This window comes from Georgenia sp. Z1344 (assembly GCF_057652375.1).
Window position 1 is genome coordinate 2,118,787 of sequence record NZ_CM172728.1, and the last position, 23,633, is coordinate 2,142,419.

At 64.2% G+C, this 23,633-nt stretch carries 23 protein-coding genes; 19 read left to right on the forward strand and 4 right to left on the reverse strand.

What is annotated here, in order from left to right; all coding sequences use genetic code 11:
- Positions 1-18 precede the first annotated feature (18 nt).
- Positions 19-1,326 (reverse strand): ISL3 family transposase, encoded by a 1,308-nt coding sequence (locus AC24FB_RS09550; RefSeq protein ID WP_425713489.1) that lies wholly within the window; start codon positions 1,324-1,326, stop codon positions 19-21.
- A gap of 61 nt (positions 1,327-1,387) precedes the next feature.
- Between AC24FB_RS09550 and AC24FB_RS09555 the strand changes: the two genes are divergently transcribed.
- The 8 genes from AC24FB_RS09555 to AC24FB_RS09590 all read left to right on the forward strand — a co-directional run bounded on the left by AC24FB_RS09555 (position 1,388) and on the right by AC24FB_RS09590 (position 7,405).
- The gene (locus tag AC24FB_RS09555) at positions 1,388-2,161 is read left to right on the forward strand and encodes an ATP-binding cassette domain-containing protein (RefSeq protein ID WP_425715597.1); all 774 of its coding nucleotides are present in this window, start codon (positions 1,388-1,390) and stop codon (positions 2,159-2,161) included.
- Entirely contained in the window at positions 2,158-3,126 is a 969-nt protein-coding gene (locus AC24FB_RS09560) for a nucleoside hydrolase (RefSeq protein WP_425715595.1), read from the forward strand. Before AC24FB_RS09555 ends, AC24FB_RS09560 begins: the two co-directional genes overlap by 4 nt.
- A 1-nt stretch (position 3,127) precedes the next feature.
- The gene (locus AC24FB_RS09565) at positions 3,128-4,030 is read left to right on the forward strand and encodes a sugar phosphate isomerase/epimerase family protein (protein ID WP_425715594.1); all 903 of its coding nucleotides are present in this window, start codon (positions 3,128-3,130) and stop codon (positions 4,028-4,030) included.
- Complete coding sequence (locus tag AC24FB_RS09570; protein ID WP_425715593.1) at positions 4,023-4,661, forward strand: nucleoside/nucleotide kinase family protein; 639 nt, start codon at positions 4,023-4,025, stop codon at positions 4,659-4,661. The genes AC24FB_RS09565 and AC24FB_RS09570 overlap by 8 nt, the downstream gene beginning before the upstream one ends.
- Positions 4,662-4,940: 279 nt before the next feature.
- Positions 4,941-5,237 carry a hypothetical protein gene (locus AC24FB_RS09575; RefSeq protein ID WP_425715592.1) on the forward strand — a complete coding sequence of 99 codons (297 nt, stop codon included), beginning with the start codon at positions 4,941-4,943 and terminating at the stop codon, positions 5,235-5,237.
- Entirely contained in the window at positions 5,234-5,896 is a 663-nt protein-coding gene (locus tag AC24FB_RS09580) for an RES family NAD+ phosphorylase (RefSeq protein ID WP_425715591.1), read from the forward strand. The genes AC24FB_RS09575 and AC24FB_RS09580 overlap by 4 nt, the downstream gene beginning before the upstream one ends.
- Before the next feature lie 337 nt (positions 5,897-6,233).
- Positions 6,234-6,785: a hypothetical protein gene (locus tag AC24FB_RS09585; RefSeq protein ID WP_425715590.1), complete on the forward strand. Its 552-nt coding sequence runs from the start codon at positions 6,234-6,236 to the stop codon at positions 6,783-6,785.
- Complete coding sequence (locus tag AC24FB_RS09590; protein ID WP_425715589.1) at positions 6,782-7,405, forward strand: hypothetical protein; 624 nt, start codon at positions 6,782-6,784, stop codon at positions 7,403-7,405. Before AC24FB_RS09585 ends, AC24FB_RS09590 begins: the two co-directional genes overlap by 4 nt.
- Positions 7,406-7,469: 64 nt before the next feature.
- Here the strand turns inward: AC24FB_RS09590 and AC24FB_RS09595 are convergent, their stop codons facing one another.
- Both AC24FB_RS09595 and AC24FB_RS09600 read right to left on the reverse strand, forming a co-directional pair.
- Entirely contained in the window at positions 7,470-8,834 is a 1,365-nt protein-coding gene (locus AC24FB_RS09595; RefSeq protein ID WP_425715588.1) for an outer membrane protein assembly factor BamB family protein, read from the reverse strand.
- A gap of 64 nt (positions 8,835-8,898) precedes the next feature.
- The gene (locus AC24FB_RS09600; RefSeq protein WP_487560166.1) at positions 8,899-9,960 is read right to left on the reverse strand and encodes an acyltransferase family protein; all 1,062 of its coding nucleotides are present in this window, start codon (positions 9,958-9,960) and stop codon (positions 8,899-8,901) included.
- A 184-nt stretch (positions 9,961-10,144) separates the two neighbouring features.
- Between AC24FB_RS09600 and AC24FB_RS09605 the strand changes: the two genes are divergently transcribed.
- The 5 genes from AC24FB_RS09605 to AC24FB_RS09625 all read left to right on the forward strand — a co-directional run bounded on the left by AC24FB_RS09605 (position 10,145) and on the right by AC24FB_RS09625 (position 13,755).
- On the forward strand, positions 10,145-10,525 hold the full coding sequence (locus AC24FB_RS09605; RefSeq protein ID WP_425715587.1) for a sterol carrier family protein: 381 nt from the start codon (positions 10,145-10,147) through the stop codon (positions 10,523-10,525).
- Entirely contained in the window at positions 10,522-11,031 is a 510-nt protein-coding gene (locus tag AC24FB_RS09610) for a hypothetical protein (protein ID WP_425715586.1), read from the forward strand. The genes AC24FB_RS09605 and AC24FB_RS09610 overlap by 4 nt, the downstream gene beginning before the upstream one ends.
- A gap of 99 nt (positions 11,032-11,130) precedes the next feature.
- A complete protein-coding gene (locus tag AC24FB_RS09615) occupies positions 11,131-11,736 on the forward strand; it encodes a sugar transferase (RefSeq protein ID WP_425715585.1) in 606 nt (201 codons plus the stop codon).
- Positions 11,737-12,387 (forward strand): NeuD/PglB/VioB family sugar acetyltransferase, encoded by a 651-nt coding sequence (locus tag AC24FB_RS09620; protein ID WP_425715584.1) that lies wholly within the window; start codon positions 11,737-11,739, stop codon positions 12,385-12,387.
- Positions 12,388-12,636: 249 nt separating this feature from the next.
- The gene (locus tag AC24FB_RS09625; protein ID WP_425715583.1) at positions 12,637-13,755 is read left to right on the forward strand and encodes a phenylacetate--CoA ligase family protein; all 1,119 of its coding nucleotides are present in this window, start codon (positions 12,637-12,639) and stop codon (positions 13,753-13,755) included.
- 343 nt (positions 13,756-14,098) lie between these two features.
- Here AC24FB_RS09625 and AC24FB_RS09630 read toward each other — a convergent pair whose 3' ends face one another.
- Complete coding sequence (locus tag AC24FB_RS09630) at positions 14,099-15,073, reverse strand: WD40/YVTN/BNR-like repeat-containing protein (RefSeq protein WP_425715582.1); 975 nt, start codon at positions 15,071-15,073, stop codon at positions 14,099-14,101.
- 202 nt (positions 15,074-15,275) lie between these two features.
- Here AC24FB_RS09630 and AC24FB_RS09635 point away from each other — a divergent pair, with 202 nt between their 5' ends.
- The 6 genes from AC24FB_RS09635 (at position 15,276) to AC24FB_RS09660 (ending at position 23,603) form a co-directional block, all read left to right on the forward strand.
- The gene (locus tag AC24FB_RS09635; protein WP_425715581.1) at positions 15,276-17,102 is read left to right on the forward strand and encodes a polysaccharide biosynthesis protein; all 1,827 of its coding nucleotides are present in this window, start codon (positions 15,276-15,278) and stop codon (positions 17,100-17,102) included.
- The gene (locus AC24FB_RS09640) at positions 17,095-18,246 is read left to right on the forward strand and encodes a DegT/DnrJ/EryC1/StrS family aminotransferase (RefSeq protein ID WP_425715580.1); all 1,152 of its coding nucleotides are present in this window, start codon (positions 17,095-17,097) and stop codon (positions 18,244-18,246) included. The genes AC24FB_RS09635 and AC24FB_RS09640 overlap by 8 nt, the downstream gene beginning before the upstream one ends.
- Positions 18,247-18,460: 214 nt before the next feature.
- The gene (locus AC24FB_RS09645; RefSeq protein WP_425715579.1) at positions 18,461-19,654 is read left to right on the forward strand and encodes a glycosyltransferase family 4 protein; all 1,194 of its coding nucleotides are present in this window, start codon (positions 18,461-18,463) and stop codon (positions 19,652-19,654) included.
- 77 nt (positions 19,655-19,731) lie between these two features.
- The gene (locus AC24FB_RS09650; RefSeq protein WP_425715578.1) at positions 19,732-20,862 is read left to right on the forward strand and encodes a lipopolysaccharide biosynthesis protein; all 1,131 of its coding nucleotides are present in this window, start codon (positions 19,732-19,734) and stop codon (positions 20,860-20,862) included.
- Between the two features lie 207 nt (positions 20,863-21,069).
- Positions 21,070-22,374, forward strand: a complete 1,305-nt coding sequence (locus AC24FB_RS09655) for a hypothetical protein (protein WP_425715577.1) — start codon at positions 21,070-21,072, stop codon at positions 22,372-22,374.
- A gap of 50 nt (positions 22,375-22,424) precedes the next feature.
- Positions 22,425-23,603, forward strand: coding sequence for a glycosyltransferase family 4 protein (locus tag AC24FB_RS09660; RefSeq protein WP_425715576.1), 1,179 nt, complete (start codon positions 22,425-22,427; stop codon positions 23,601-23,603).
- Positions 23,604-23,633: the final 30 nt, after the last annotated feature.

Here is a 23,633-nt window from a genome sequence, read left to right on the forward strand (position 1 = left end):
TGGATCTTTACGGGCTCTTCACATTCGAGGGTGTAGTTGGGGTCGGAATCCGCCCGTCTCGAGTAGTGATCGGGCGATGTAATTGGTCAGGTTGCGGAAGCCGAGGGCCGAGCCGCGCAGGTGCTCGAGCCTGCCGTTCATGGCCTCGGTGGGGCCGTTGGACGTGCCGGGCCGGTCGAAGTAGGCGAGCACGTCGGCGGCGCGGCGCTTCAGGGTCCTGCCCAGCTTGCGCAGCTCGGTCAGGGCGGCTGGCACGGTGGAGCTGACGGAGGCGATGAGCTGGGCCATGAGCTGGCGACCATGTGCGCGGTCGGGGACGCGGTAGGCGGCGATCATGCGCTGGTAGACGGCCCAGGCGGCCTCGACCGCTACGTGGGTGTCGCCGTCGAACAGGCCCTCCAGGCGCTGGGACTGCTTCTCGGTGAGCAGGTCGGCGCCGGTGTGCAGGGTCCGGCGGGCGGCGTAGAGCGGATCGCCCTTGCGGCCCCGGTGCCCGCAGGTGTCCTGCTGGACACGGCGCCGGCAGTCATCGAGCGCGTCGCCAGCGAGGCGGACCACGTGAAAAGGATCCATGATGGCGACCGCGTCGGGCAGCTCTTCGGCGGCGGCGGTCTTGAACCCGGTGAAGCCGTCCATCGCGACGATCTCGACCCCGTCGCGCCAGTCCTGCGGCCGGCCCGCGAGCCACTGCTTGAAGGCGTGTTTCGAGCGGCCCTCGACCATGTCCAGCAGCCGGGACGGGCCGGTCCCCTCGCGAACAGCGGTGAGGTCGATGATCACGGTCACGAACCTGTCGCCGCGGCGGGTGTGGCGCCAGACATGCTCGTCGACACCGATGGCGCTGACGCCGTCGAACCGGGTCGGATCATCGATGAGGACGCGGCGTCCTTCGGTCAGGACCGCGGCGTTGGCGGTGTTCCACGAGACCCCCAGCCCCTCGGCGACACGAGCGACACTCAAGTGCTGGCACACGATCCCTTCCAGCGCCCACCGCAACCCGCGGCGGGAGAGCCGAGCGCGCGGCTCGGCCGCGGCGGTCGTGTCCTGACGCCACACGTGCCCGCAGCCCGTGCACCGGTACCGACGCACCCTCACCTCCAGCGTCGTGGGACGCCACCCCAAAGGCTCGTGAGCGAGCTCGCGCGTGACGGTGTCCCGCGCGACGCCCTCGCACCCGCACCGCCGGCACCAGCTGTCCGGTTCGACGACCCTGCAGGCCAGGACCGCCCGACCAGGCTCGATGCGCTGGCCGACGACCTCCAAGCCGAGCTCGTCCAGACGAGCGAACGTGGTCAGATCAGGGCGGGCGAAGGTAGCGTCAGGCACGTCGAGGTCTTCCCGGTGGGTGGCGTGAGAACCCCCATCATCGGAAGACCTCGACCCCTATCTGGACGCTGACACGCCGGCACCTCGCTCACCACCGCGCCAGGCCGTCTACACCCTCAATCCGGAAGAGCCTCTTTACGCGGGCGAGATTCTGGCTGTCATCGGGGACAACGGCGCCGGCAAGTCAACGCTCATCAAGTGTCTGACCGGAGCTGAGACGCCTGACGCCGGCACGATCACTGTCGACGGCGAGGAGATGCAGTTCCGGAGACCCCAGGATGCGCAGGACGCCGGCATCGAGACCGTCTATCAGCAGCTGTCGCTCGCACCGGCACTCGACATCGCCTCGAATCTCTTTCTGGGGCGGGAGCGGCGCCGGCCTGGGGTGCTCGGGTCGGTCCTGCGGATGCTCGATCACCAGGGCATGCGTGACGAGGCGAGAGAGAAGGTCGATGCCCTGGGGATCCGCACCCTCCAGGACATCACCCAACTCGTGGAGACCCTGTCGGGTGGGCAGCGCCAGGCAGTGGCGGTGGCTCGCGCGGTTGCCTTCGGGAGCCGTGTGGTCGTGCTCGACGAGCCCACCGCCGCGCTGGGTGTGCGCGAGACCGGTCAGGTCCTCGACGTCGTCCGCGGTCTTCGTGACCGTGGGATCGGAGTCATCCTCATCAGCCACAACATGCCCAACGTGTTCGAGGTAGCTGACCGCATCCAGATTCAGCGGCTCGGACGTCGCATCGGCGTCATCAGCCCTGAGTCGCACACGCCCGCCGAGGCTGTGGCCATCATGACCGGCGCAGTCTCGGTTCACGACGACACGGAGGCCGGGGAATGACTCGGAAGATCATTCTTGACACCGATCCGGGTGTAGGGATCCCCGGAACGGACGCCGACGACCCCATTGCGCTCCTGCTGGCGCTTGCTGACCCACGGCTCGACCTCCTCGCGGTGACGACGACATTCGGGAACTGCCCGCCGGAGCTCGGTGCGCGCGGAGCCGCTGCGGTTCTGGCTGCCGCGGGGCGCCCGGACATCCCGGTAGGGGTGGGACGGGGAACCCCGATCGCTCGAGATCTTCCTGGTGTGCTGCGCGACGCGTACGACGGCGAACGGGGAAGAGAAGGTGCGATCGCACTCCCGCAGATCGATGCGGGTGCAGCCCCGACAGCGGTCGAGCTCATCATCGAGACGGTCCGCCGACACCCCGGTGAGGTGACGATCGTGGCCGTGGGGCCACAGACGAACCTCGCGGAGGCTCTGGCGCAGGCCCCGGACATCGCCGATGCGATCGAGTCCATCGTCTTCATGGGCGGTGCGCTGGGACGGGAGCCGGTATACGGGCGAGGGAACATCACGCCGGTCGCCGAGTGCAACATCTGGTTCGACCCGGAGGCGGCCGACCAAGTCTTTCGCGCCGGCGTGCCTCTGACCATGGTGAGCCTGGACGTCACGAGTCCGGCAAGCGGGGTCGTCCTGGCGGCCGACACGATCCGGTCATGGGAACCGACTTCGACCGCGACCCGGTTGCTCGCTGAGATCTGTTCGACCTACCTCGACCGGCCGATGTTCGAGTGGGCGGATGGCTGCGTCCTCTACGACCCGTTGGCCGTCGCGGTCGCGGCGGACGGAGCCCTCGGTCGATTTGAGGATCTGTTGGTCGGCGTCGAGACGAACGGCGACCTCACGACCGGCCAGACCGTCGAACTTCGCGACGGCGATCCCAACCTGCGTGCGCTCGTCGAGGTCGACGGGCCTCGCGTTGTCGATCACATGGTCGACACGCTCTTCACCCATCTCTGACATGAAGGAAGACCACCTGATGGCTAGTACCACCACGACCAACCCGCTCGGTATCCATGCCCTCGTATGGGAGGGCAACACCTCGGTCGACGAGGTCCAGAGCATCGTCGCGCAGTCTGCGAAGGCGGGTTACGACCTCGTCGAGCTCTCGCTGCACGACCTCGAGAACCTCGACGTGGCAAGCACGCGAGCGGCGCTCGACGAGGCGGGTCTCAAGGTCGCGTGCTCCCGTGGACTTGCGTTCGATGCTGACGTCTCCAGCCCGGACACCGGTGTCGTTGCACGCGGTCTGGCGCTCCTGCAGGAGTCGCTGGCCGCCACCGCCGCGCTGGGTGGAACGGTCTTTACCGGAGCCCTCTACAGCGCGCTCGGGAAGTACGGAAGCGCGATGACGCCGGACGGGAGAGGCAATGCGGTCGCGGCTCTGCGCGAGCTGGCGTCCGAGGCAGAGAAGCTCGGCGTGACGCTGGGTCTGGAGATCTGCAACCGTTACGAGACGAACGTGATCAATACTGCTCGTCAGGCATTGCGGTTCGCCGATGACATCGGCAGCGACAACGTGATGATTCATCTCGATACTTATCACATGAATATCGAGGAGGATGACCTTGTGCGGCCCGTCCTCGAGGTCGGTAGCCGACTTGGCTATGTACATGTCGGTGAAAACCACCGCGGATATCTCGGGTCGGGGCATCTCGATCTTCCTGGCTTCTTTCATGCACTTGCGGACGTGAACTACAGCGGGCCGATCACCTTTGAGTCGTTCTCATCGAGCGTGGTTGCGCGTGGCCTCTCCGACGACCTCGCCGTCTGGCGCGACCTCTGGGACGACGGTGCCGATCTCGCTGCTCACGCTCACCGGTACCTGACGACGCACCTGGCAGTGAGTGGTCCCCGTGACTGACCGCCTCATCGAGCTCGCGGCGGCCATCGTGGAACGCGCTCGGTCCGCCGAATCCCCCACCCGCCCGATCCTCGGCATCACCGGCGCCCCCGGAGCGGGCAAGTCCACCCTCGCCGCCGCCCTCGCGGCCGGTCTCCACGACCGCGGCATCCGCACCGCCCTCCTCCCGATGGACGGCTTCCACCTCGCCGACGTCGAGCTCGACCGCCTCGGCCGCCGCGACCGCAAGGGCGCCATCGACACCTTCGACGGCTGGGGCTACCTCTCCGCCCTCGAGCGCGCGGCCGCCGCCACGGACCACGTCGTCTACGTCCCCGGCTTCGAGCGCGACCTCGAGCAGCCGATCGCCGGCGCCGTCCCCATCGACCCCGCCGCGGACCTCGTCATCACCGAGGGCAACTACCTCCTCGCCGACGCCGCCCCGTGGGACCGCCTGACCTCAGTCCTCACCGAGACCTGGTTTATCGACATCGCCGATGCCTTGCGCCGGGACCGCCTCGTCGCCCGCCACGTGGAGTTCGGCAAGTCCCCCGACGACGCCGCAGCCTGGGTCCGCGACGTCGACGAGCCGAACGCTCGGGCCATCCTCGCGCGGAAGCACGCGGCCGACCGCGTGGTCCAGGGCGGCTGACGCTGCGCGCTCCGACGGCGGACTGCCCCGCGCTAGCGAGTGAGCGACTCGTGGGCCGGCGACCGGCCGTGCGGGTTCTCGAGGCATAGACGTCAAACAGGCGTCGGAGTATAGTCGGAACTCACTCGTCTATCAGTCGTTTCGATGATGGCGTCCCGGCCCGGAGGGAGTTCCGTCATGGTGTCCCCGCGATCGGCGCATGGAAGCCGATCTCACGCTCACTCGACGATGTCCGGCGCGCGTCCGGAGGATTGGACGACGGCACAGATCGTCGAGTACTTGAACGAGAACCTCGGGCCCAAGCTGGTGGCCTTCATGGTGGGCAAGTCGCCGCAGACGGTGTCCCGGTGGGCCGAGGGGACGCAGCGCCCCCCGCAGCCTGAGGTCGAGCGCAAGCTCCGAGGCGCCTTTCAGATCTTTCAGCACCTCGTCGAGCGAGACTCCCGGCACGTCGTGCGGGCATGGTTCATCGGGATGAACCCTCAGCTCGAGGACCGCAGCCCGACCGAGGTCATCGCTGACGGTGACGTCCGCGCCGCGATGTCTGCGGCACGCGCCTTCTCCATCGGGGGATGAGCGATATCCACCCCCGAACTGTCGAAGCGCCGGACCGCATCTGGCGCGTCGCTCGGCTGGGGAAGGGCACGGAGTTCTCCTTCATCGACCCGGCGGAAGCCCTGTCGCCGCACGCGGGCAACCGCTTCGATGTCGTCGGTGGGGGAGTGCTGTACGCGGCGACCGATATCGAGGGGTGCTACCGGGAGGTGCTTGCGCGTCTTCGACCCTCGCCGGCGATGGTGGAACTTGCCGAGGACGGTGGCGAGCACATGCGGCCCGGCTCGATCGCTGCTGACTGGCGACAGACGCGACGTAGATTCGAGCTGGCGACACCAGCGGCGTTGCCGTTCGTCGACGTCGAGCATCAGGACACCTGGAACGTGCTCGACCGAGATCTGGTGCTGCCCGCTGGTGTGGAGCACCTGGATGTCGGGCACGTGCGCGGGGCCGATCGGCTCCTGACACGGGCGATCGCGTCCTGGGCCTATGCCCAGGCCGACGACGACGGCGATCCTCTCTACTCCGGTCTGCGGTACATGTCGCGCACCGGCGACTTCGAGTGCTGGGCAATCTTTGACGGGACGCCGGTCGTGGACGCAGCACCGGCCGGCGAGATCGCCCTGGACGACCCGGCGCTCGCCCGCGTCGCTTCGGCCTTCCGACTGACGATGAACTGATCTCCCGTATCGCGGTCGTTCTCGATCTCTGCGCGGATATCAGCACCTTTCTCGCCAGGTTGGCGCCTCCGACGACGAACACCAATCCCGCTGGGCTCGCCTGGACGTGCAGCTCGACCAGACCCGGGGAAGCCTGCGAGATCAGATGATATTGCCTCTGGTCTCATCCGTTTCACCTGATCTCGTGGGGTGTGGCGACGCCTATATGTCCTAGAGGCCGGGAAATCCCCTCACTCGCGAGGGAATCTCCCCTCATTCGTCAGAAGGCGAGCGGGCACCTCTACCGGGGGCAGCGCTCCCTCTGGGCCGGCCCCCTCACGCCCCCTACGGTCGGCTCATGACGACGACGTCCCCCCGCCGCCGCTGGCGCCAACCGGTCCTCGGCGTGCTCGCCGGCGCCGCGGCCGCGCTCATCGCCTTCCTCCTCATCGGCCTGATTCGCGGCGACCACCCCGAGGAGCTCACCACCGGCTATTCGCTGAGCGACGAGGACGCCTTCGCCCCCGGCCCCGTCTCGCTCGTCTCCGTCTGGGACGTCCGGCAGCCCTCCTCTATCCCGGGTCTCGCGGCGCCGACGGGCGACCGCTACCTCACCCTCGACGTGGCCCTCGACAGCAACGAGGGGACCGCCGACGACTGGCTCGACCTCGAGGGGCTCGAGCTCGGGCTGTTCGCCGTCGACGACTCCGGCGAGCGCGAGGAGCTCGTCCCCACCGACTCCTCCCGCGCCACGCTCGACAGCATCGGCGGGACCATCCGCGCGATCGACCCGTACTGGATCGACCTCACCTACGAGCCACCGTCCGGCGACGCCGCGCACTACGAGGTGGACCTGACGGTCGGCGGCGAGGAGTACACGCTCGCCGCCCACCCCGGGGAGGACGCATGACCGACGCCGACCGCCCCGCCCCCGATGCGGCCGCCCCCGAGGAGACGACCGCCCCGCCGGGCGCCGCTGACGACACAACCCCCGCCACGTCGACCACCCCCTCGCGCCGTCCCTTCGTCACGACGGCGATCCTCACCTTCGTCCTCGCCCTCACCATCCTCGTGCTGCTCCCGCGCGGCGACGCCGCGACCCCGGCCGTCGCCGGGGACGAGTTCACCGTGGAGCTGACCGACGACGTCACGGCCACCGTCGTGCCCGAGCTGCGGGACCAGGGCTGGCGCGCGTCCTCCTCGGTCCGCCCGTATGCGCTCGACCTGCGCGTCACCGTCACGAACGACTCCGCGGACCTGTTCCCTCGCTGGTACCGGGTCGAGGTGTTCGAGGCCGGCAACGTCGTCGACGGAGAGGACCTCGGCGAGCGGGTGACCGCCAGCCTGGGAACGGCGCACGTCCCCGCGGGCGGCCGGCACGCCGTCGAGTTCTCCTACACCTACGACCGGCCGTGCGGCGAGTTCGTCGCCCGGATCTCGTCCCTCCTCACCCTCGACGGCGACGAGCGGTCCGAGACGGAGACCCCGTTCAGCGTGGGTGACGAGGAGTGCCTCGCCGAACTCGAGTGACGCGAAGCGCCCACTCGCCGGGAGGAAGTCCGTTCCCTCGCCGCAGGGTTGAGCGCACTCCCACCTACTCGACCGGGAACACACCGTCCTCCGTCTCAATGAGCCCGTTCGATGCTTGGCACCCCTCACCGGTGACCGGCCCGTGGAGCTCCCCGTCCGGTGCCATCGCCCAGCAGACAGGCCTCTCGTGCCCCGTGACGTCGCGGATCTCGCCGCCCAGCGACAGCCACGACCAGCCGCCAAGGGTCCATACATCGTCGACATTCACCCCGTCCGGAACCTCGACAAGCTCGTCGCTGATGGGGTTCCACAGTGTGTGCCCCTCCTCGCCGGGGACGAGCACCCACACGTCGTCCTGCCGTTGCCACTCCAGCACCTCGATCCGTCCGGCGTCCGGGTCGAGCACGCCCGCGGGGGGGCGGACCCGCTCGGACTCGCCGGTCTCGACGTCGATGAGGTCGACCCCGGCCCAGTCGGCTGCACGAGAGCTGGGTGGGACGACGATCGTGCTGCCGCTGCCCTCCCACACCCAGGGGCGGTCGATCTCGGTGCGCCAGAGCTCCGTGCCGTCGGTGATGCTCCTGCCGACCAGATCGTCGCCGCCTTCCTCGACAAGGATTCCGCCCACGAATCGGGCCTTGTGATCGCAGTTGGCGACTGTCACGGTGACCTCGCCCGTCGCAACGTCGAGGACCCGCCACTCCCGGCTCATGGGGGAGTCGTTAGGCCCGATCAGCACCGCGGTCGACTCCGTCGCTGGCCGGTCCGTGCGCCTGCTGCGGTCGTTGGTGCACTCGTGCGTGGGTGCTCCCGGCCGCTTCCACCGGACTTCGCCGTCGGCGAGGCCGAGGGCCACAGCGTCGTCGTCGTTGGTGGCCATGACGATGACGTCGCCGTCATGGCTGATGCCGAATCCGCCGACCGGGGCGGTCCATACCTGTTCGCCGCTCGTAGGGTCGACGGCCACCGTCGCATCGGCGGTCGCGAAGACGACGAGCTCATCGGACACGGCCGACGGGATCGCGTAGTCCGTGAACTCGATCGACCACGCGACATCGCCGGTCGCGACGTCCCACGCCGCGCCGTCGGCGATGTACAGGTCGCCGACCCGGACCGACCTGCGGTCCACCACGTCTGCGTCCTCGCCGGGGTCGTCCCACGCCTCGTACTCGCTGGGGGCGCCGTTGACGGCGACGACCGCCCCGCCCGTCAGCATCACCGCAGCGGTGCTCGCGAGGACGGTGGCGACGGCACGACGACGAACAGCTTCCGTGATCAGGGCCGTCACGCCCAGGACGGCCAGCAGGACACCGGCGCCGTAGGCGAACCGTCCCCAGCCCCAGATGATCGTCGAGGCCACGAGGACCGCCCCGACGATCGCGAGCACCGCGCCGATGCGGAGGCCAGACCTGGTGGGGGAGTCGTTCACATCCCGAGGTTATCGAGCGTCAGTGCAGGCTCCATGGGCACTTCTCCCTTGCGCAGCCCGCCCCTCAGGCCCCGACCGGCCGAGAACCAGGCTGCGGCCCCCTCGCGCGCAACCACTTCTCCGCCGGGTGCTCGACCAGCGTGTACAGCCCCCAGGCCGCCACCTGGGTCAGCACCAGCAGGTACACCCACTCGAACGCCGGGCCCACCCCCATCGCGTGATGGCCGAACCCGTCCGGCACCACCTGATTCCACGTCCGGATGACGGGCTCGTGCACGAGGTACCAGGCGTACGACCACGCCCCGAGCCGCACGGACACCCGGTCGCGCACGAGGGTCGGCCGCCCGTCGATGTCGTTCTGCGCCGCGGCCACGATGAGCAGCGCGAACAGGGGAGTGGACCACCACTGCGACCCGGAGTACGGCCCGAACGCCGCCCCATCACCGACGGCCCGCTCCCACGGCACCATCGCCGCGTGGAACACCACCACGAGAGCAACAGCCACCCAGTACCCCACCGGCGACCGCCCGCCCCGGCGCACCATGACCGCGCACAGCACCCCGACCACGAACTGCACGAGCCGCGACGGCGGGAAGTAGTCGAGCCAGAACCCCGCCCAGCCGGCGGTCCCGAACACCCACCACAGCCCGACGAGCACCACCGCGCACGCCACCCACAGCGCCGCCCGCCACCGCCTCCCGGCAGCGGCCAGCCCCAGCACAGCCGGGAACAGCAGGTAGAAGAACCACTCGTCGCTGAGGGACCAGGAGGCGGGATTCGCCCCGCTCGCCCACTCGGGCCGCCACGCCTGGAGGAACAGGAACGTCGACGCCGCCTCGCCCCGTCCGGGCATCGCACCGATCCACCAGTAGATCGCCAGAGAAATCACCCCGGTGACCAGCACGAGCGGCCACAGCCGCGCGAACCGCCGCCACATGAACACGGAGAACCGCACGGGCCGATCCAGGTAGGTCCACGCGAGGACGAACCCGGACAGGACGAAGAAGAAGGTGACGCCGGTGCGGCCGAACGCGGTGAGGTAGCTGAGCACCGGCACCTGCCCCACCTGCGCGCTCAGGTGGTACATCACCACGAGCAGCGCGGCCCAGAACCGCAGTCCGGTCAACGAGTGCAGGCGGGACGGAAACTCCCGCCCACCCGCGGAACTTAGGCCCCCGCCGCTCATGCTCGACACGGGCGGACACGCTACGGCCATCGCCGAGCCCCCGCAGTCCCTCGTGCCCAAGGGCACACCGCCCGACGACGAACCCCCACGCCCGGCCCGCCACTGCCCGATCTACCCTTGAGCCATGCCCCGCCGCCGTATCGACCCCACGATCGGGCTCGCGGCCGTGCGCGCCTGGCAGGAGGATGCGGGGTCGATCTCGCGGGCCGATCTGATGACCGCGGTGCGGTTCACGCTCGAGGAGCTGGCTGTCTCCTCCCCTGGCGGTGCGCTCGAGGTGCGGGTCCCGCCGGCCGGCGCGGTCCAGGCCATCGCCGGCCCCAAGCACACACGCGGCACGCCGCCGGGCGTGGTGGAGACCGACCCGGCCACGTGGCTCGAGCTCGCGTCCGGAGACGTCTCCTGGGACGAGGCCCTGGCTGCGAACCGGGTCTCGGCCTCCGGTGAGCGGGCCGATCTCGCGGCGTGCCTGCCGCTCGTGCGCCGGGGTAGGTTCAGCCGGTGACTCCCCCCGACCCCGCCGACACCCCGCGCCCCGCCGGGGGAGAGCCCACCATTCCCGACGACGACGCGCACCCGCCCGCCGCCGACCCCGCGTCGCGCCCCGAGGAGTCCGAGGGTGAGCCGGAGGCCCAGTCCGAGGACGTGACCGACGACCCGGCCGAGCCCGAGACGACGCCCGAGCCCGAGAAGCCGGCCGCCACGACGGTCGGGCACATCCGCAGCGCCCCGCGGTACGGCCGGTTCATGTGGACGGGGTTCCTGCTGGGGATCCTCGTCAGCATCCTGCTCGTGGTGTTCACGGAGGGGCAGTCGTTCGACGAGGGCTACGCCGAGCAGGTCGGCGGCAGCCAGTTCTACGTGGACCAGCTGAGCGACTCGAACGCGATCGGCCTGCTGGTCCTCACGCTTGGGCCGCTGGGCATCCTGCTGGGCGCGATCGTGGCGTACGTCCTCGATCGCCGCTCGCTGCGCCGCCGCGAGCGGGCGACGCGCGGCCTCGCTGGCTGAACAACGCTGACCGGGCGCGTGCGGATCGCCGGGTCCCAAGGTTCCTGACCAAGCGGTGAAGCTGCCAACAGGACGAGTGTCTGGGCATAGGCTTGCGTCATGGCCAGATGGGTAAAGCGTGTGATCGATGTTGGTCTCTCGACCCTTGGAATCGTTGCCGCTGCACCGATTGTCGCAGTGGCCGCCGTGGCGATTCGGATGGAGAGCGACGGGCCCGCGATCTTCAAGCAGGAGCGCATCGGTCGCGATGGAGCACCATTCGAAATTCTGAAACTGCGCACGATGACGAAGGATGCGTCGAAATCTGGACCGGGTATCGCGGCGAACGATCCCCGAATCACACGGGTGGGCAGTGCCTTGAGGGCGACCAGTATCGATGAGCTGCCGCAGTTGGTGAATGTCTTCAAAGGAGACATGAGCCTCGTCGGCCCCCGTCCGACCTTGGGCTACCAAGTAGAGCAGTACACCCCACGACAGCGACGCCGACTCGAGGTTCGGCCAGGCATCACAGGATGGGCTCAGGTGAATGGCAGGAACGAGTTGTCCTGGGCCAAGCGAATCGAGCTCGACATTTGGTACATCGACAACTGGTCGAACAAGCTGGACATGCAAATTATTGGGATGACCGCTCGTCGAGTGCTAGGCCGTGAGGGAACATACTCGGCAAGCGGCGGGACCACGCTCTTTTCGGAAGGTGCGCTGTAGATGTCCCGGCCGATCGTGATAATCGGAGCTGGTGGTTTCGGTCGCCACGCGCACGACGTCGTGGAAGCCATGAATGCGGTGGCGCCGACGTTCGAGATGCTTGGGTTTCTCGATGACGGTGAGCCCGATGAACGCTTGCTCGATGAGCGCGGTTCCAAGCTGCTGGGTCCGGTGACGACTCTCGAAGAACTCCCGGCGGAAGTTGGCTATCTCATCGGCATTGGCGTGGGGGATATTCGCCGCCGAATCGACAAGTGGGCGACGTCGTTGCATAGGGAACCCGTGATTGCCGCGCACCCCAGTGCGACATTCGGGCGCAACGTCAGACTGTCACCCGGTGTGGTCGTGTGCTCGAACACTAGTGTGGGCACCAACATATCGATCGGTAGGCACACGCATCTCAACTTCAACTGCTCGATCGGTCACGATGCCAAGCTGTCTGACTACGTCACTGCATACCCTGGGGCCAACATCGCCGGAAGCGTCAACCTGGACGACGGCGTGACTGTCGGAACGGGTGCCGCCATCATCCAGGGAATTACAGTGGGAACTGACGCCAGTATTGGCGCCGCTGCTGGTGTCGTGCGTGACATTCCATCCGGCGTGGTGGCGGTAGGAGTGCCAGCCAGACCTCGTCCACGTGAATCCTGACAGTCGTACCACAGTCAATAGACTCGTTAGCAGGAAGTACAAACCAGAGGTGAGAGAACCTTGGATTTGCAGATAGGTCGCCGTGCAGCGTTCCAATTGATTGACACCGTTCGTGGACGGCAAACTGCTCGGGCCGTCGCGCACATGAGGCGTGTGATGACTTCGAGTAGTTTCGGTAATGACGCTGCGGACAGCGCACTACGACGACTCCTTGAGCATGCACGGGCAACTACTATTGCTTATAAGTCAATGCTGCCGGGGAGCGCGCTCGAAGATTTTCCGGTAGTCAACAAGGCATACTTGCGTGATCATACCGACGATCTTGTGTCAAGCCAATTCAGCGTTGACGATCTGGTGACCGCTTCGACAAGCGGGTCGACAGGCACCCCGTTGCGGGTTTTGCAGGACCGTGGGAAGAGGTTCTGGCGCAATGCGGAGACGATCTATTTCGGCGCCGAGGTGGGGTTTGACGTCGGAATGCGGCTGTATAACCTGAAAGTGTGGAGTGAGCGGAACAGGCAGCCTCGTTGGCGACACCTCATTCGGAACACGCGGCCGGTCGACGTAGTGAAGCTGTCGGACGATCAGATCGCTCGCTTCATCTCAGAGCTAGCGGAATTGAAGCAGCCTGCAGCGATCATCAGTTACGCATCAGCCCTTGACCAGATCGCCGCCTATGTGACCCGAACGCCAGATTGCCCGCAGGTATCAAAGGTTCAATCGATCATCGCTCAGTCGGAACCGCTCTCCGAGGAGACGCGGAATCGGATGGGGGCGCACTTTGGCGTCCTTCCGGTGTCGCGGTATGGGATGGAAGAGGTCGGTGTGATCGGCCAGGAATCCGTCGGTGGTGTTAGTGGGTATAGGTTGAATCGTTCGGGTGTCGTCGTTGAGGTGCTTGACAACAATGCGGATGTGCCTGCGGGGCCGGGTGAGGTCGGCCGTATCGTGGTGACAGACTTGCGGAACTATGGCATGCCGATCATCAGGTATGACACCGGCGACGTCGGAAGGTTCGCCGTTAAGGACACCGGTGAGCCCGACACGTCGAGGCTCGCCTCAATCGAGGGAAGATTTCTGGACCGCATTACCGATGCCTCCGGAAATCACGTGTCTCCGTTTGTCTTCTACAAGAGCGTGTGGAAGTACCCGGAGATCAGACAGTTCCAGTTGGCGCAGACAGCGCATGCGAAGTATGAGTTGCGCCTGCAGGTCGACGCGCCACTCGCCGACGAGGCGCAGATCGCGCGTGACTTTACAGAGCATCTAGGATCTGGCGCCGATTTCGAGGTGCGGTATGTGGATGATTTTCCTGTCTTGAAGTCAGGTAAGCGCAGACAGGTTGTGAACGAGAGTCGTGCCGCGTAATCTATTGCCCTCCCGGAACACCACGGCATGACTGATTGGCCAATCGTGGCCCGTCGGACCGACCTTGTGGACGCATGTGCGACCTGGGGTCAATGTGTCTGGGCGGGTTCGACTGATGGATCTGCGCCTGGCAAGTGGATGAGGTAGTTCCGGTAGGCGACTGCCGTGGGGCGCCGCCGTACGGCCCTGCCGCTTGATGTGGATCGGGTTCCTGAGGGATCTTCGTCGTCATCTTGCTCGTCGCGGTCATGGCTCGCGTGATCCACCGCGGCCTTGAGCGGGCCACGTGCGGTCTCGCGGGCCGACTACCTTTCGCCAACCAACTAGTGGCGTAGCCGCGCGACTACCAGGTCGACCCACCATCGGTGGACACGAGCGTCTCGTCGTCGGCCCAGAGCCACATCGCACCGCCGGCACCAGACACGGCCGTCTGCCCCGCCTCGGTCTGGACGTCCTCGGCGCAGCCCACCGGCGCGGTGTCACCCTCGACCCCCGCCGTCCAGATCTGCGTGCCCGCGCACTCCTCGTCGGACCCCGCCAGCACGTACCCCTGCAGCGTCAGCCCGATGGCCACGGCGTTCGTCTCCTCGGCGGCCGTGGTCCACGAGGCGCCACCATCATTGGAGACCGTGAGGCTGCCGTCGGTGCACAGCAGTGCGGCGGCGTTGTCGTCGAAGCCGGCGAGCCCGGCCACCTCGCAGGGGGCGTCGACCTCGCCGACAGACGTGCCGAGCACGGCGCGGTCGCTCGGGTCGATGTACCAGCTGCCCTGGGCGAGCTCGGGCGCCTGCTCCCAGTTGTTCCCGCCGTCCACGGAGCCCGCGTAGGTGGGGGAGCAGTTGGGATCCACGCCGCCGATCGCGAACACAGCGGCCGGGGTGATGGCCTTGAGGCGGGAGACGGGGGCAAGACCACCGACGTCGGCCGGCGACCAGGTCGCGCCACCGTCCGTGGTGAGTTCGACTGACCCCGGCGCCTCGCAGCTGCCGACGATCGCCCGCCACGCGACGTCGCCGCTCGCGCTCGCGATGAGGCGCTCGGCCGGTTCTGGCATAGGTACATCGATGGCAGGCGCGTCTGACTCCGACTCGGTGGGCCCCTCCACGACATCGTCCGACGGCGATTCGGCCGGCGTCGTGCCCTCGTCGCTCGGCGACTCGTCGGTCACGGAGCCGGCGGTCGGTGTCGTGTAGGCATCGCCCATGACCGACTCGGCGCTGACGTCCCTGGTCAGGAGGAGTGCGAGGAGGACGACGTTGAGGACCACGAGGGCGCCGAGCCCGGCGTACAGGAGGACTCGGCGCGCGCTGGAGGACATGGCGTCGAGCATAGGGGAGCGCATCCGTCCGCGACCCAGATCTGTTATGAAATTGTGCGCAGCCCCGGACGAGTTCTTGGCGTGATCGAGGAGCCATTTTCATGCGTCTCAATCGAGCGGGGGTGAAGTGGAGGGTGATTACGATGCCAGTACCCCCCCTCGTCGATGGCCTGTTGTGTGGTCAGTAGGAGTCGTCTACCCGATGGACCTCCATCCGTTCGTCCGGCGCCTACTCAGAGCGGCGTGGGATGTCGCCGCATGGTTGATCGCGATCGTCTTCGTCGTACTCACGCGGTACGACTTCTACCTCGAGACCGACCAGTGGAATTGGATCGCCGTCTACGCAGCACTCGCGTGCGGCAGCCAGCTCGTGGCCGGTGCGGTGCTCAAGCTCTACCTGGGCCGCTACCGGATCGGAAGCTTCGACGAGATCATCGGCCTCATCACTACTGTCGTCATCTCCAGCTTCATCGCCGGTTCGACGTTCCTCGCGATCCGCCCGATCAGCGACTTCCCGCGCGGGATCGCGCTCCTCGCGCCGCCACTCGCCCTCCTTCTCATGGCCTCGGCCCGGTGGGGGTATCGCGCCTGGCGGTCGCGCGGTCGAATCATCCCGGACGACGCCGAACCCGCGCTCGTCTACGGGGCCGGAGACGCGGGCTACCAGCTGGTGCGGTTGCTGAAGATGGATGCCGCCTCGCCGTTCCGACCCGTCGGCCTCATCGATGACGATCCGAGCAAGCGGAACCTCGTGCTCACTGGCGTGCCGGTCCTCGGTAGCCGGGACCATCTTTCCGATGCCGCGCGGGCAACGGGCGCGACCACGGTGATCATGGCGATCTCGGCGGCCACCCCGGAGATGATCCGCGAGGTCTCCAAGCTGGCGGAAGACTCAGGGATCAAGTTCCTCATCTTGCCCCCTGTCAGGCAGATGGTCGGCGGGCGCGTGAGCCTGTCCGACGTCAAGGAGCTCGATATCGCCGACATCCTCGGACGGCGGCAGGTCGACCTCGACCTTGACTCGATCGCCGGCTACCTCACCGGCAAGCGCGTCCTGGTCACGGGAGCTGGCGGGTCGATCGGTTCCGAGCTCGCACGGCAAGTCCATCGCTTCGGGCCGGCGGAGCTCGCCCTGCTCGACCGGGACGAGTCTGCGCTCCACTCCGTGCAGCTCTCGATCTACGGCAAGGCGCTGCTCGACACCCAAGACATGGTGCTCGTGTCCATCCGGGACGAAGACTCGTTGCGGGAGGTGTTCCGAGCCCACCGCCCGGAGGTCGTCTTCCACGCGGCTGCACTCAAGCATCAGCCGCTCCTCGAGCTCTACCCGGAGGAAGGGTGGAAGACGAACGTCCTCGGCACGCTTAACGTTCTTAGAGTCGCCGAGGAGTTCGGCGTCGAGCAGTTCGTCAACGTCTCCACCGACAAGGCCGCGGACCCGGTCAGCGTGCTCGGTCGGACAAAGCGCATCGCCGAGCAGCTCACGTCCTGGTACGGCGAGCAGGCGAAGGGCACCTACATCTCGGTGCGCTTCGGCAACGTGCTTGGCTCACGCGGCTCGATGTTGCACACGTTCCGGGGCCAGATCGAGAAGGGCGGGCCCGTGACGGTCACCCACCCGGAGATCACTCGCTACTTCATGACGATCCCCGAGGCAGCCCAGCTCGTCATCCAGGCTGCCGCGATCGGGAACGACGGCGAGGTGCTCGTGCTCGACATGGGCGAGCCCGTCAGCATCCTCGACGTCGCCGAGCGCCTCATCGCCGCCTCGGGGAAGCAGGTCGAGATCGTCTTTACGGGGCTCCGCCCGAACGAGAAGATGCACGAGGTGCTCCTCAGCGACCAGGAGACGGCCTCCCGCTCGAACCACCCGTTGATCTCCCAGGTTCCTGTGCCGCCCCTCGCGCCGTCAGCTCTCGATTCGGCGCACCGAGCCGAGTTGATGAACGGTGTGGATACGGGACGCAGGGTGCCCGAGAATCCCACGACCTCACCTGAGCAACAGACCGGAGCAATCGCACGTGGCTGACCGCATCTTCCTCTCGTCACCGGACGTCACCGAGCTCGAGGAACAGGCTCTCCTGCGGGCATTCCGCTCCGGTTGGATCGCACCGCTCGGCCCGGAGGTCAATGCGTTCGAGGAGGAGATCGCGCGGTTTGTCGGTCGCAATCACGCGGTGGCACTCTCCTCGGGTACCGCAGCGCTCCACCTCGGGTTGATCAATCTGGGTGTTGGGCCAGGGCAGGTAGTCATCACCGCGAGCATGACCTTCGCAGCCACTGCAAACGCCATCACATACACGGGCGCGGAGCCCGTGTTCGTCGACAGCGATGAAAGCGGCAACATGTCGCCCGCGCTCCTCGAGGAGGCGATCGAGGATGAACGCCGGCTTGGGTCAACAATCGGAGCGATCATCCCGGTCGACCTGCTCGGAAAGCCTGCTGACTATGCCGAGATAGAGCCATTGGCTGCGAAGTACGGCATCCCGGTCCTGTCCGACGCGGCAGAATCGCTCGGTGCAGTCCGCGACGGCAGACCTGCGGGCCAACCGGGTGTCGCCGCAGCCATCTCCTTCAACGGCAATAAGATCATGACGACATCTGGTGGAGGAATGCTGGTCACCAACGATGCCGACCTTGCCGATCGCACTCGCTACCTCGCGACCCAGGCGCGCCAGCCCGTGCCATATTACGAGCACACGGACATTGGTTACAACTACCGACTCTCCAATTTGCTGGCAGGACTCGGACGCGCACAGTTGGGTCGCCTTCACGAAATGGTCGAGCGTAGACGCCAGAACAGGCTACGGTATCGGAAGATGTTCACCGATGTGCCTGGCGTCGAAATCTTCGGACAGCCAGATGGCGCTAACGACGTAAGCGGCGACCACGATAACTTCTGGCTTACTTCGATGCTCGTTGACCCCCTTGCTGCGGGGTGGGACGCATACCAGCTGCGCGAGCACCTTGCCGAAGCCAACATGGAGGCGCGACCGCTGTGGAAGCCAATGCATCTACAGCCAGTATTCGGAAAGTGCACCAGCTATCTCGACGGGACGAGTGAAAGGCTGTACCGGACTGGGATCTCCATGCCCAGCGGATCCTCACTCACCACCGAGCAGTTCAATCGAATCCAAGAACGCGTGCATGCATTTATCGACTTGGTGGAGTAGGTGGTGCAGCAAAACTAGACTCCGAATGTTGAAACCCATCGGAACTTGCATTGAGCAGGGTTGGTTGAAATCCGTATGTGACTCGCCGGTGAAATGACCAATCACATTTCGACCGTACTTCAGGTCGAGAGCAGTCATCGACGGGAGCGGGATTTAAGTAGCGGACGCATATGCCGCGAAGCGGCACGGATGTTTCAGCAGAAGGGAGAACCAGGTGGAAGGAAACCGCGAGCAGATTGCTCGTTCGAGAGCCCATGTAGTGCATGTTACGACGGCGCACCCCGCTACCGATAATAGGATTCTGTATAAGGAATGCTCCGCATTGGCCGGGGCGGGATTCCAAGTATCCCTAATTGCGCGAACGGATCACGACTTCACCACGAACGATGTCGAAGTTCATGCGATCCCGACCGTCCCGGGACGTCTCAAACGGATGATCATTGCGCCAGTAATAGCATGGAGAAAGCTACGGAGCCAGAATCCGTCGCTCGTACACCTGCATGATCCGGAACTAATACCTTTCGGACTATTGTGGCGCGCCCTCCACCGCACACCTGTCATATATGATGCACATGAAGATCTCGAATTACAGATCCGAAACAAGCCATATATTCCTTCATGGGCAAAGAAGCCTGCATCTGTATTCGGCAAGTACATTCAGGCTGTAGCTGGCCTAGGAATGAACGGCGTTGTCGTAGCGATACCAGATTTCGTCGACAAGTACCGTCGAAGTTTGGTAGCAACAGTGCAGAATTACCCTTGGCTAAGGGCATACGAGGAACCGGTCGATGCGCCCGATAATCGCACATTCGCCTATGTTGGGGCTGTCTCCCGCATCCGAGGAGTGTCGGAAATGTGCAAGGCTGTTGCGATAAGCAGATCTGGAGCTAGGCTCGTCGTTGCTGGCCCTGGCCAGAACGAGGACTCCCTTGCAACTCTGGACGCTGAGTCCCGGGTAAAGTATCTTGGGCGGGTAGACCCAACGAAGGTTCCCAGAGTAATCGCCGATTCGATCGCCGGGCTAGTAGTGCTTCATCCAACAAAGAATCACCTCGAGTCAAGGCCCACGAAGCTATTCGAGTACATGGCCGCCGGCCGCCCGTTCATCGCGAGTGATTTCCCCTACTGGAGGAGACTCGTGGGGGAGGACTGCGGAATCTTTGTGGATCCGAATGAGCCTGCGGAGATTGCGCAAGCAATGGATTGGCTCATTGAGAACCCATCAGAAGCACGAGCGATGGGGCGCAGAGGACGTCAGCGATTCGAAACTGAATTTACGTTCGAGGTCGAAGCTGCGTCCCTCATAAAGATGGTTGACACTCTGCTAGGTACGAAGCCCAGCAGTAACGTCGCTTGCTCTGGTAAAGGCGAAAAGACGATGGTTGAACGAACCGAACGAAACGGCTAGCAGTGTCGGGTTCATCGTTCAGGCGATCGACCGGAATCGTTCTGGCGGGAAGCGCATCGGGCCATCTAATCGGACTTGTGTTCACGATCCTCGTCGCTCGGATCTACGACCCGTCAACATACGGAGAGTTTGCGGCGGTACTAGCGCTCAGTTCCGTATTTATCGGGGTTTCGACGTTACGTTTGGAAGTTCGAGCGCATGGTATTGAGGGCTCAGAGAAGCCGCTATTCCGTCTGGCGCTAGTCGTCGCAGCTATTGTATCCATTCCGATTCTCATACTCTCAGCTGTAGCGGTCCTTCTCGGTGCTGACATCGTATGGCTATTCTGCGCGCCGATGGTCTACATCGGCAGTGTGCAACTCGTAAGGTCGGCACAGTTGGTCTACGGTAGGCGGTATCTGGCCCTGGCGACGAACAATTTCGCTCAGGGTGCGTCCATGGGTTCCACGCAATACATCCTTGGTTTAGCGGCTCCAGCTAGCGCCACGCTAGCCGTGGGTTTTCTTGTATCGAGACTTACTTGGATCAAGGGAATCGGGGTGATGTTTACCAACGTAGAACCTCTTTTGGTCACTTTCAAGTCGCACTGGAGGTATGCAGTCGTAGCTGGAACCACAGCGCTTATCAATAGTGCCGCTGGTCAGCTTCCTGTGCTCTTGATAGTTGCCGTGTATAGCTCGGTGGAAGCTGGACTGTTTGCGATGATGCTCAGATTGCTCGTGTCGCCATTGGCGGTGATCGGAAGGGCCGCGGGAGCAACTTCGATAGGTGAAGTCGGCAAACTTGTCCGACGGAGGCAGCCTGGAGCTCGCCGTTTCATAGCTCGCGCCTCAATGGAGCTTGCGATCGCAGGCCTGGTGCCATGCCTTATAGTTGGATTCGCAGGCCCGTGGATCGCCACCACTCTAATGGGAGGAGAGTGGCGCGGAGCTGGCGTACTGATGGCAATCATGTCGGTCGGGGCATTCGGGCAGTTCGTAGCTTCTCCGTTCTCACAGCTTCTGAATGTCGTGGGTGCGAGCAGATCGCTCCTGGTGTGGGACTTGGTGAGGCTGCTACTGTTCGCAGGTGCGATCGCATTGCCAGCTGCGTTTGGCCAATCTTTCACCTACGCGATTGGCGTCTATTCTCTGATGCACGTTCCCGTATATGGTTTGCTACTTATGCAAGTATGGACCGCAATCGGGCGTATCGGCGATGAGGAGTAGTTTATGGAGCCGCATGGACCGGATGCTCGACGCGTAATGCATATGACTGGGGGAAACGTCAGCATGCCGTCGCCGGAGCGGCTGCGTGCGGACGCAACAGGCGAGCTACGGAGTTTCGGGATCCGTAGGACTATAACGCTAGGTGCGGTGGTCCGAGACGCGTTGATTGGTTGCTCGGCTGTGGTCTATGCATTGACATTGCACTGGGTGTATGAGGACTACGTTTCTCCCGCGTTCGGTTACATGGGGTCGACCTATCACACACCCGAGTATGATCTGTACTTCTATTCGCTGGCGATTTGCGCGGTTACCGCGTTAGCGCTACCGCGCGCAATCTCAAAGCCATCCTCATTTGTGATCTGGGTTCTTTACATAATTGCCGGCGTTCCTTCAATTACCATTGGCCACTACTCTGGCACTGTGTCACCTGTTACGGCAATGCAAGCATCCATCGGAATTGGGCTTGCCTTTATCTCGACTTGCCTGTTGCTGCGATGGTTCGGTGCGCCTCGAAGCTTGCTGAGATGGCGTCCGAGCGGAACGACATTCTGGATTCTGCTGGGCGTATTCTCTTCGGCGTCGTACCTGTACATAGCAGTTTCGGTGGGTCTGCGGTTCGAATTGGTGGGAATCCTGGATGTTTATGACGTTCGCGATGAGTACCGGGAGAACCTAACCGGAGCGGGTGGACTAGCGGCCTACTTGATTGGTTGGCTCGGTAATGTCATTAATCCGGTGATTATGGCTGCGGGTACCTTGCAGCGGCGCCTGCCGATCGTGTTGGCTGGTTCTCTCGGGCAGTTTGTGCTGTATTCTACTACTGGCCTGAAGACATTCTTGCTGTCGGTGCCAGCGATTCTCATCGTCGGATGGGCAGTCGGGCGTTCATCGAAGCAGCGATCTGTTCTACTTGTTTGGGCGGCGGCCGCACTTCCTGTTTTTACGATGGCTGCGGACAGGGTACTGGGTTCTATACTATTCACGTCACTTCTTGTGCGACGATTCTTGGTAGCACCCGGGCGGATCACGGTCGAGTATGTGGAGTTTTTCAACGTCAATCCTCGCTTGTATCTGAGTAACTCAGTACTTTCAGGGTGGGTAGATTACCCATACGACGGGTCCTATATGATGATAATCGGGGAGAAGGTCACCGGATCCCCGGGCCTTTCAATGAACGCTAATGTGTTTGCGCATGGGTACGCGAATGCTGGTTGGGTCGGGGTGGCGCTTATTGTCGTGGTGCTCGCGGTCGTTCTAGTATCAATGGATTACGCAGCACACGGCCTGAGGCCGGTGATTCCTGCGATGGTCTTGTTAATGCCCGCGATCACCTTATCGAATTCGGGGCTTCCCACATCTCTCTTGACACATGGTGTGGCGGTGGCGGTGGTAGTGCTAGCTTTGTTTCCTCGTGAGTCGTGGGCTGTTGCTGACATGTGCCAATCACTCGAAAGTTCTGAATCGGGACCATCAATCGGAGGGCAGTGGCAAATGGGTAGGAGAAGATGGTGAAAAGCGCTCGTAGGAAAAGAGGATTTGGCGCCAATTCTAGGGCCAACGCCGTGAACAATGTCGTCGTTGTGATTAATCAATATGCTATGCCCGCGGGTGTCGGCGCGGGCAGTCGGCATGCCGACTTGTTTGGCGGTCTAACGACGTGGTCACCGGTTATCATCACTTCTGATCGTACGCATCAAACGCAGGAACTTGTGCCCGACGCCGATGGCTTCATTTTGCTTCGTTTGCCAAAGTACAATTCAAATGGCATTCGACGTGTGTTTGGCTTTGTGGTTTACGGCTTCAAGAGTGCGCTGACCGCATTTCGGCTCAATCCTGACGTGGTGTATGCCTCTACGCCCCATCTCCTCTCGGCTTTGTCGGGGCTTGCAGTCTCAAAGCTGAGAAGGGTGCCGTTTGTGCTGGAGGTCCGTGATTTATGGCCAGCGTCAATCGTTGATGCAGGTGTGATCCGAGAGGGCGGTCTCTTGGAGATCGTATTGAGTTGGCTTGAGCGCGTGTTGGCGCGATCTGCCGACTCGATAGTTGTGGTTACTCCCGGCTGGGAGGAACACTATGGCGCTATGGGTATTGAAAGTAGTCGCATTGTGGTGGTGCCCAACAGTGCAGACTTGGCGCGTTTGCGGAGAGAGCCTAAGGTCGAAGTTGGGGTCTGGCGGTCGGAGCGGTTTAAGGTAGTGTACGCGGGCAGTCATGGCCCAAAGAATGGGATCGACTATATTATCGACGCCGCCGCGAAGCTTCCGGAAGTTGACTTCCTGCTAATTGGGGGTGGTGCTTCGAAAGGTGCCGCCGTGCAACGAGTGGAGCGAGAGCGTCTTCGCAACGTGGAATTCCGTGCGCCGGTACCCAAGGACGATCTGGCTGATGTCCTTGCGGATTGTGATGCTGGTATCTTTTCGATCTCTCCCTATCCTGTATTTCGTTTGGGGATGAGCCCGAATAAGGTGTTCGACTATCTAGGTGCGGGACTTCCGGTGGTCAGTAACGCGAAGGTTCCGCTCCGGCACGTTATGGCAGATAACGAATGCGGACGTCTTGGGGATATTGATGAGTTGACTGAATGTATTGAAGCTGTACGGGCTGCAACAGTTGAGCAGCGTGCTGAATGGGTTGAGCGCGGCAGGGGCCTGGTGGAGTCGAGGTTCTCTAGGTCGGCGGGAATTCGTGCGCTTGAATCGGTCCTGGATCGTGCGCGGCGCATAAATCCGCGCCTTGGGTGAAATGTCCCCAATTCGTGGAAAGATGGATGT

Coding starts and splice junctions, on each gene's coding strand:
- AC24FB_RS09560 (WP_425715595.1), top strand. CDS start 2,158: ATGACTCGGAAGATCATTCTTGACACCGATCCGGGTGTAGGGATCCCC.
- AC24FB_RS09565 (WP_425715594.1), top strand. CDS start 3,128: ATGAAGGAAGACCACCTGATGGCTAGTACCACCACGACCAACCCGCTC.
- AC24FB_RS09580 (WP_425715591.1), top strand. CDS start 5,234: ATGAGCGATATCCACCCCCGAACTGTCGAAGCGCCGGACCGCATCTGG.
- AC24FB_RS09585 (WP_425715590.1), top strand. CDS start 6,234: ATGACGACGACGTCCCCCCGCCGCCGCTGGCGCCAACCGGTCCTCGGC.
- AC24FB_RS09590 (WP_425715589.1), top strand. CDS start 6,782: ATGACCGACGCCGACCGCCCCGCCCCCGATGCGGCCGCCCCCGAGGAG.
- AC24FB_RS09605 (WP_425715587.1), top strand. CDS start 10,145: ATGCCCCGCCGCCGTATCGACCCCACGATCGGGCTCGCGGCCGTGCGC.
- AC24FB_RS09615 (WP_425715585.1), top strand. CDS start 11,131: ATGGCCAGATGGGTAAAGCGTGTGATCGATGTTGGTCTCTCGACCCTT.
- AC24FB_RS09620 (WP_425715584.1), top strand. CDS start 11,737: ATGTCCCGGCCGATCGTGATAATCGGAGCTGGTGGTTTCGGTCGCCAC.
- AC24FB_RS09625 (WP_425715583.1), top strand. CDS start 12,637: ATGCTGCCGGGGAGCGCGCTCGAAGATTTTCCGGTAGTCAACAAGGCA.
- AC24FB_RS09630 (WP_425715582.1), bottom strand. CDS start 15,073: ATGTCCTCCAGCGCGCGCCGAGTCCTCCTGTACGCCGGGCTCGGCGCC.
- AC24FB_RS09635 (WP_425715581.1), top strand. CDS start 15,276: ATGGACCTCCATCCGTTCGTCCGGCGCCTACTCAGAGCGGCGTGGGAT.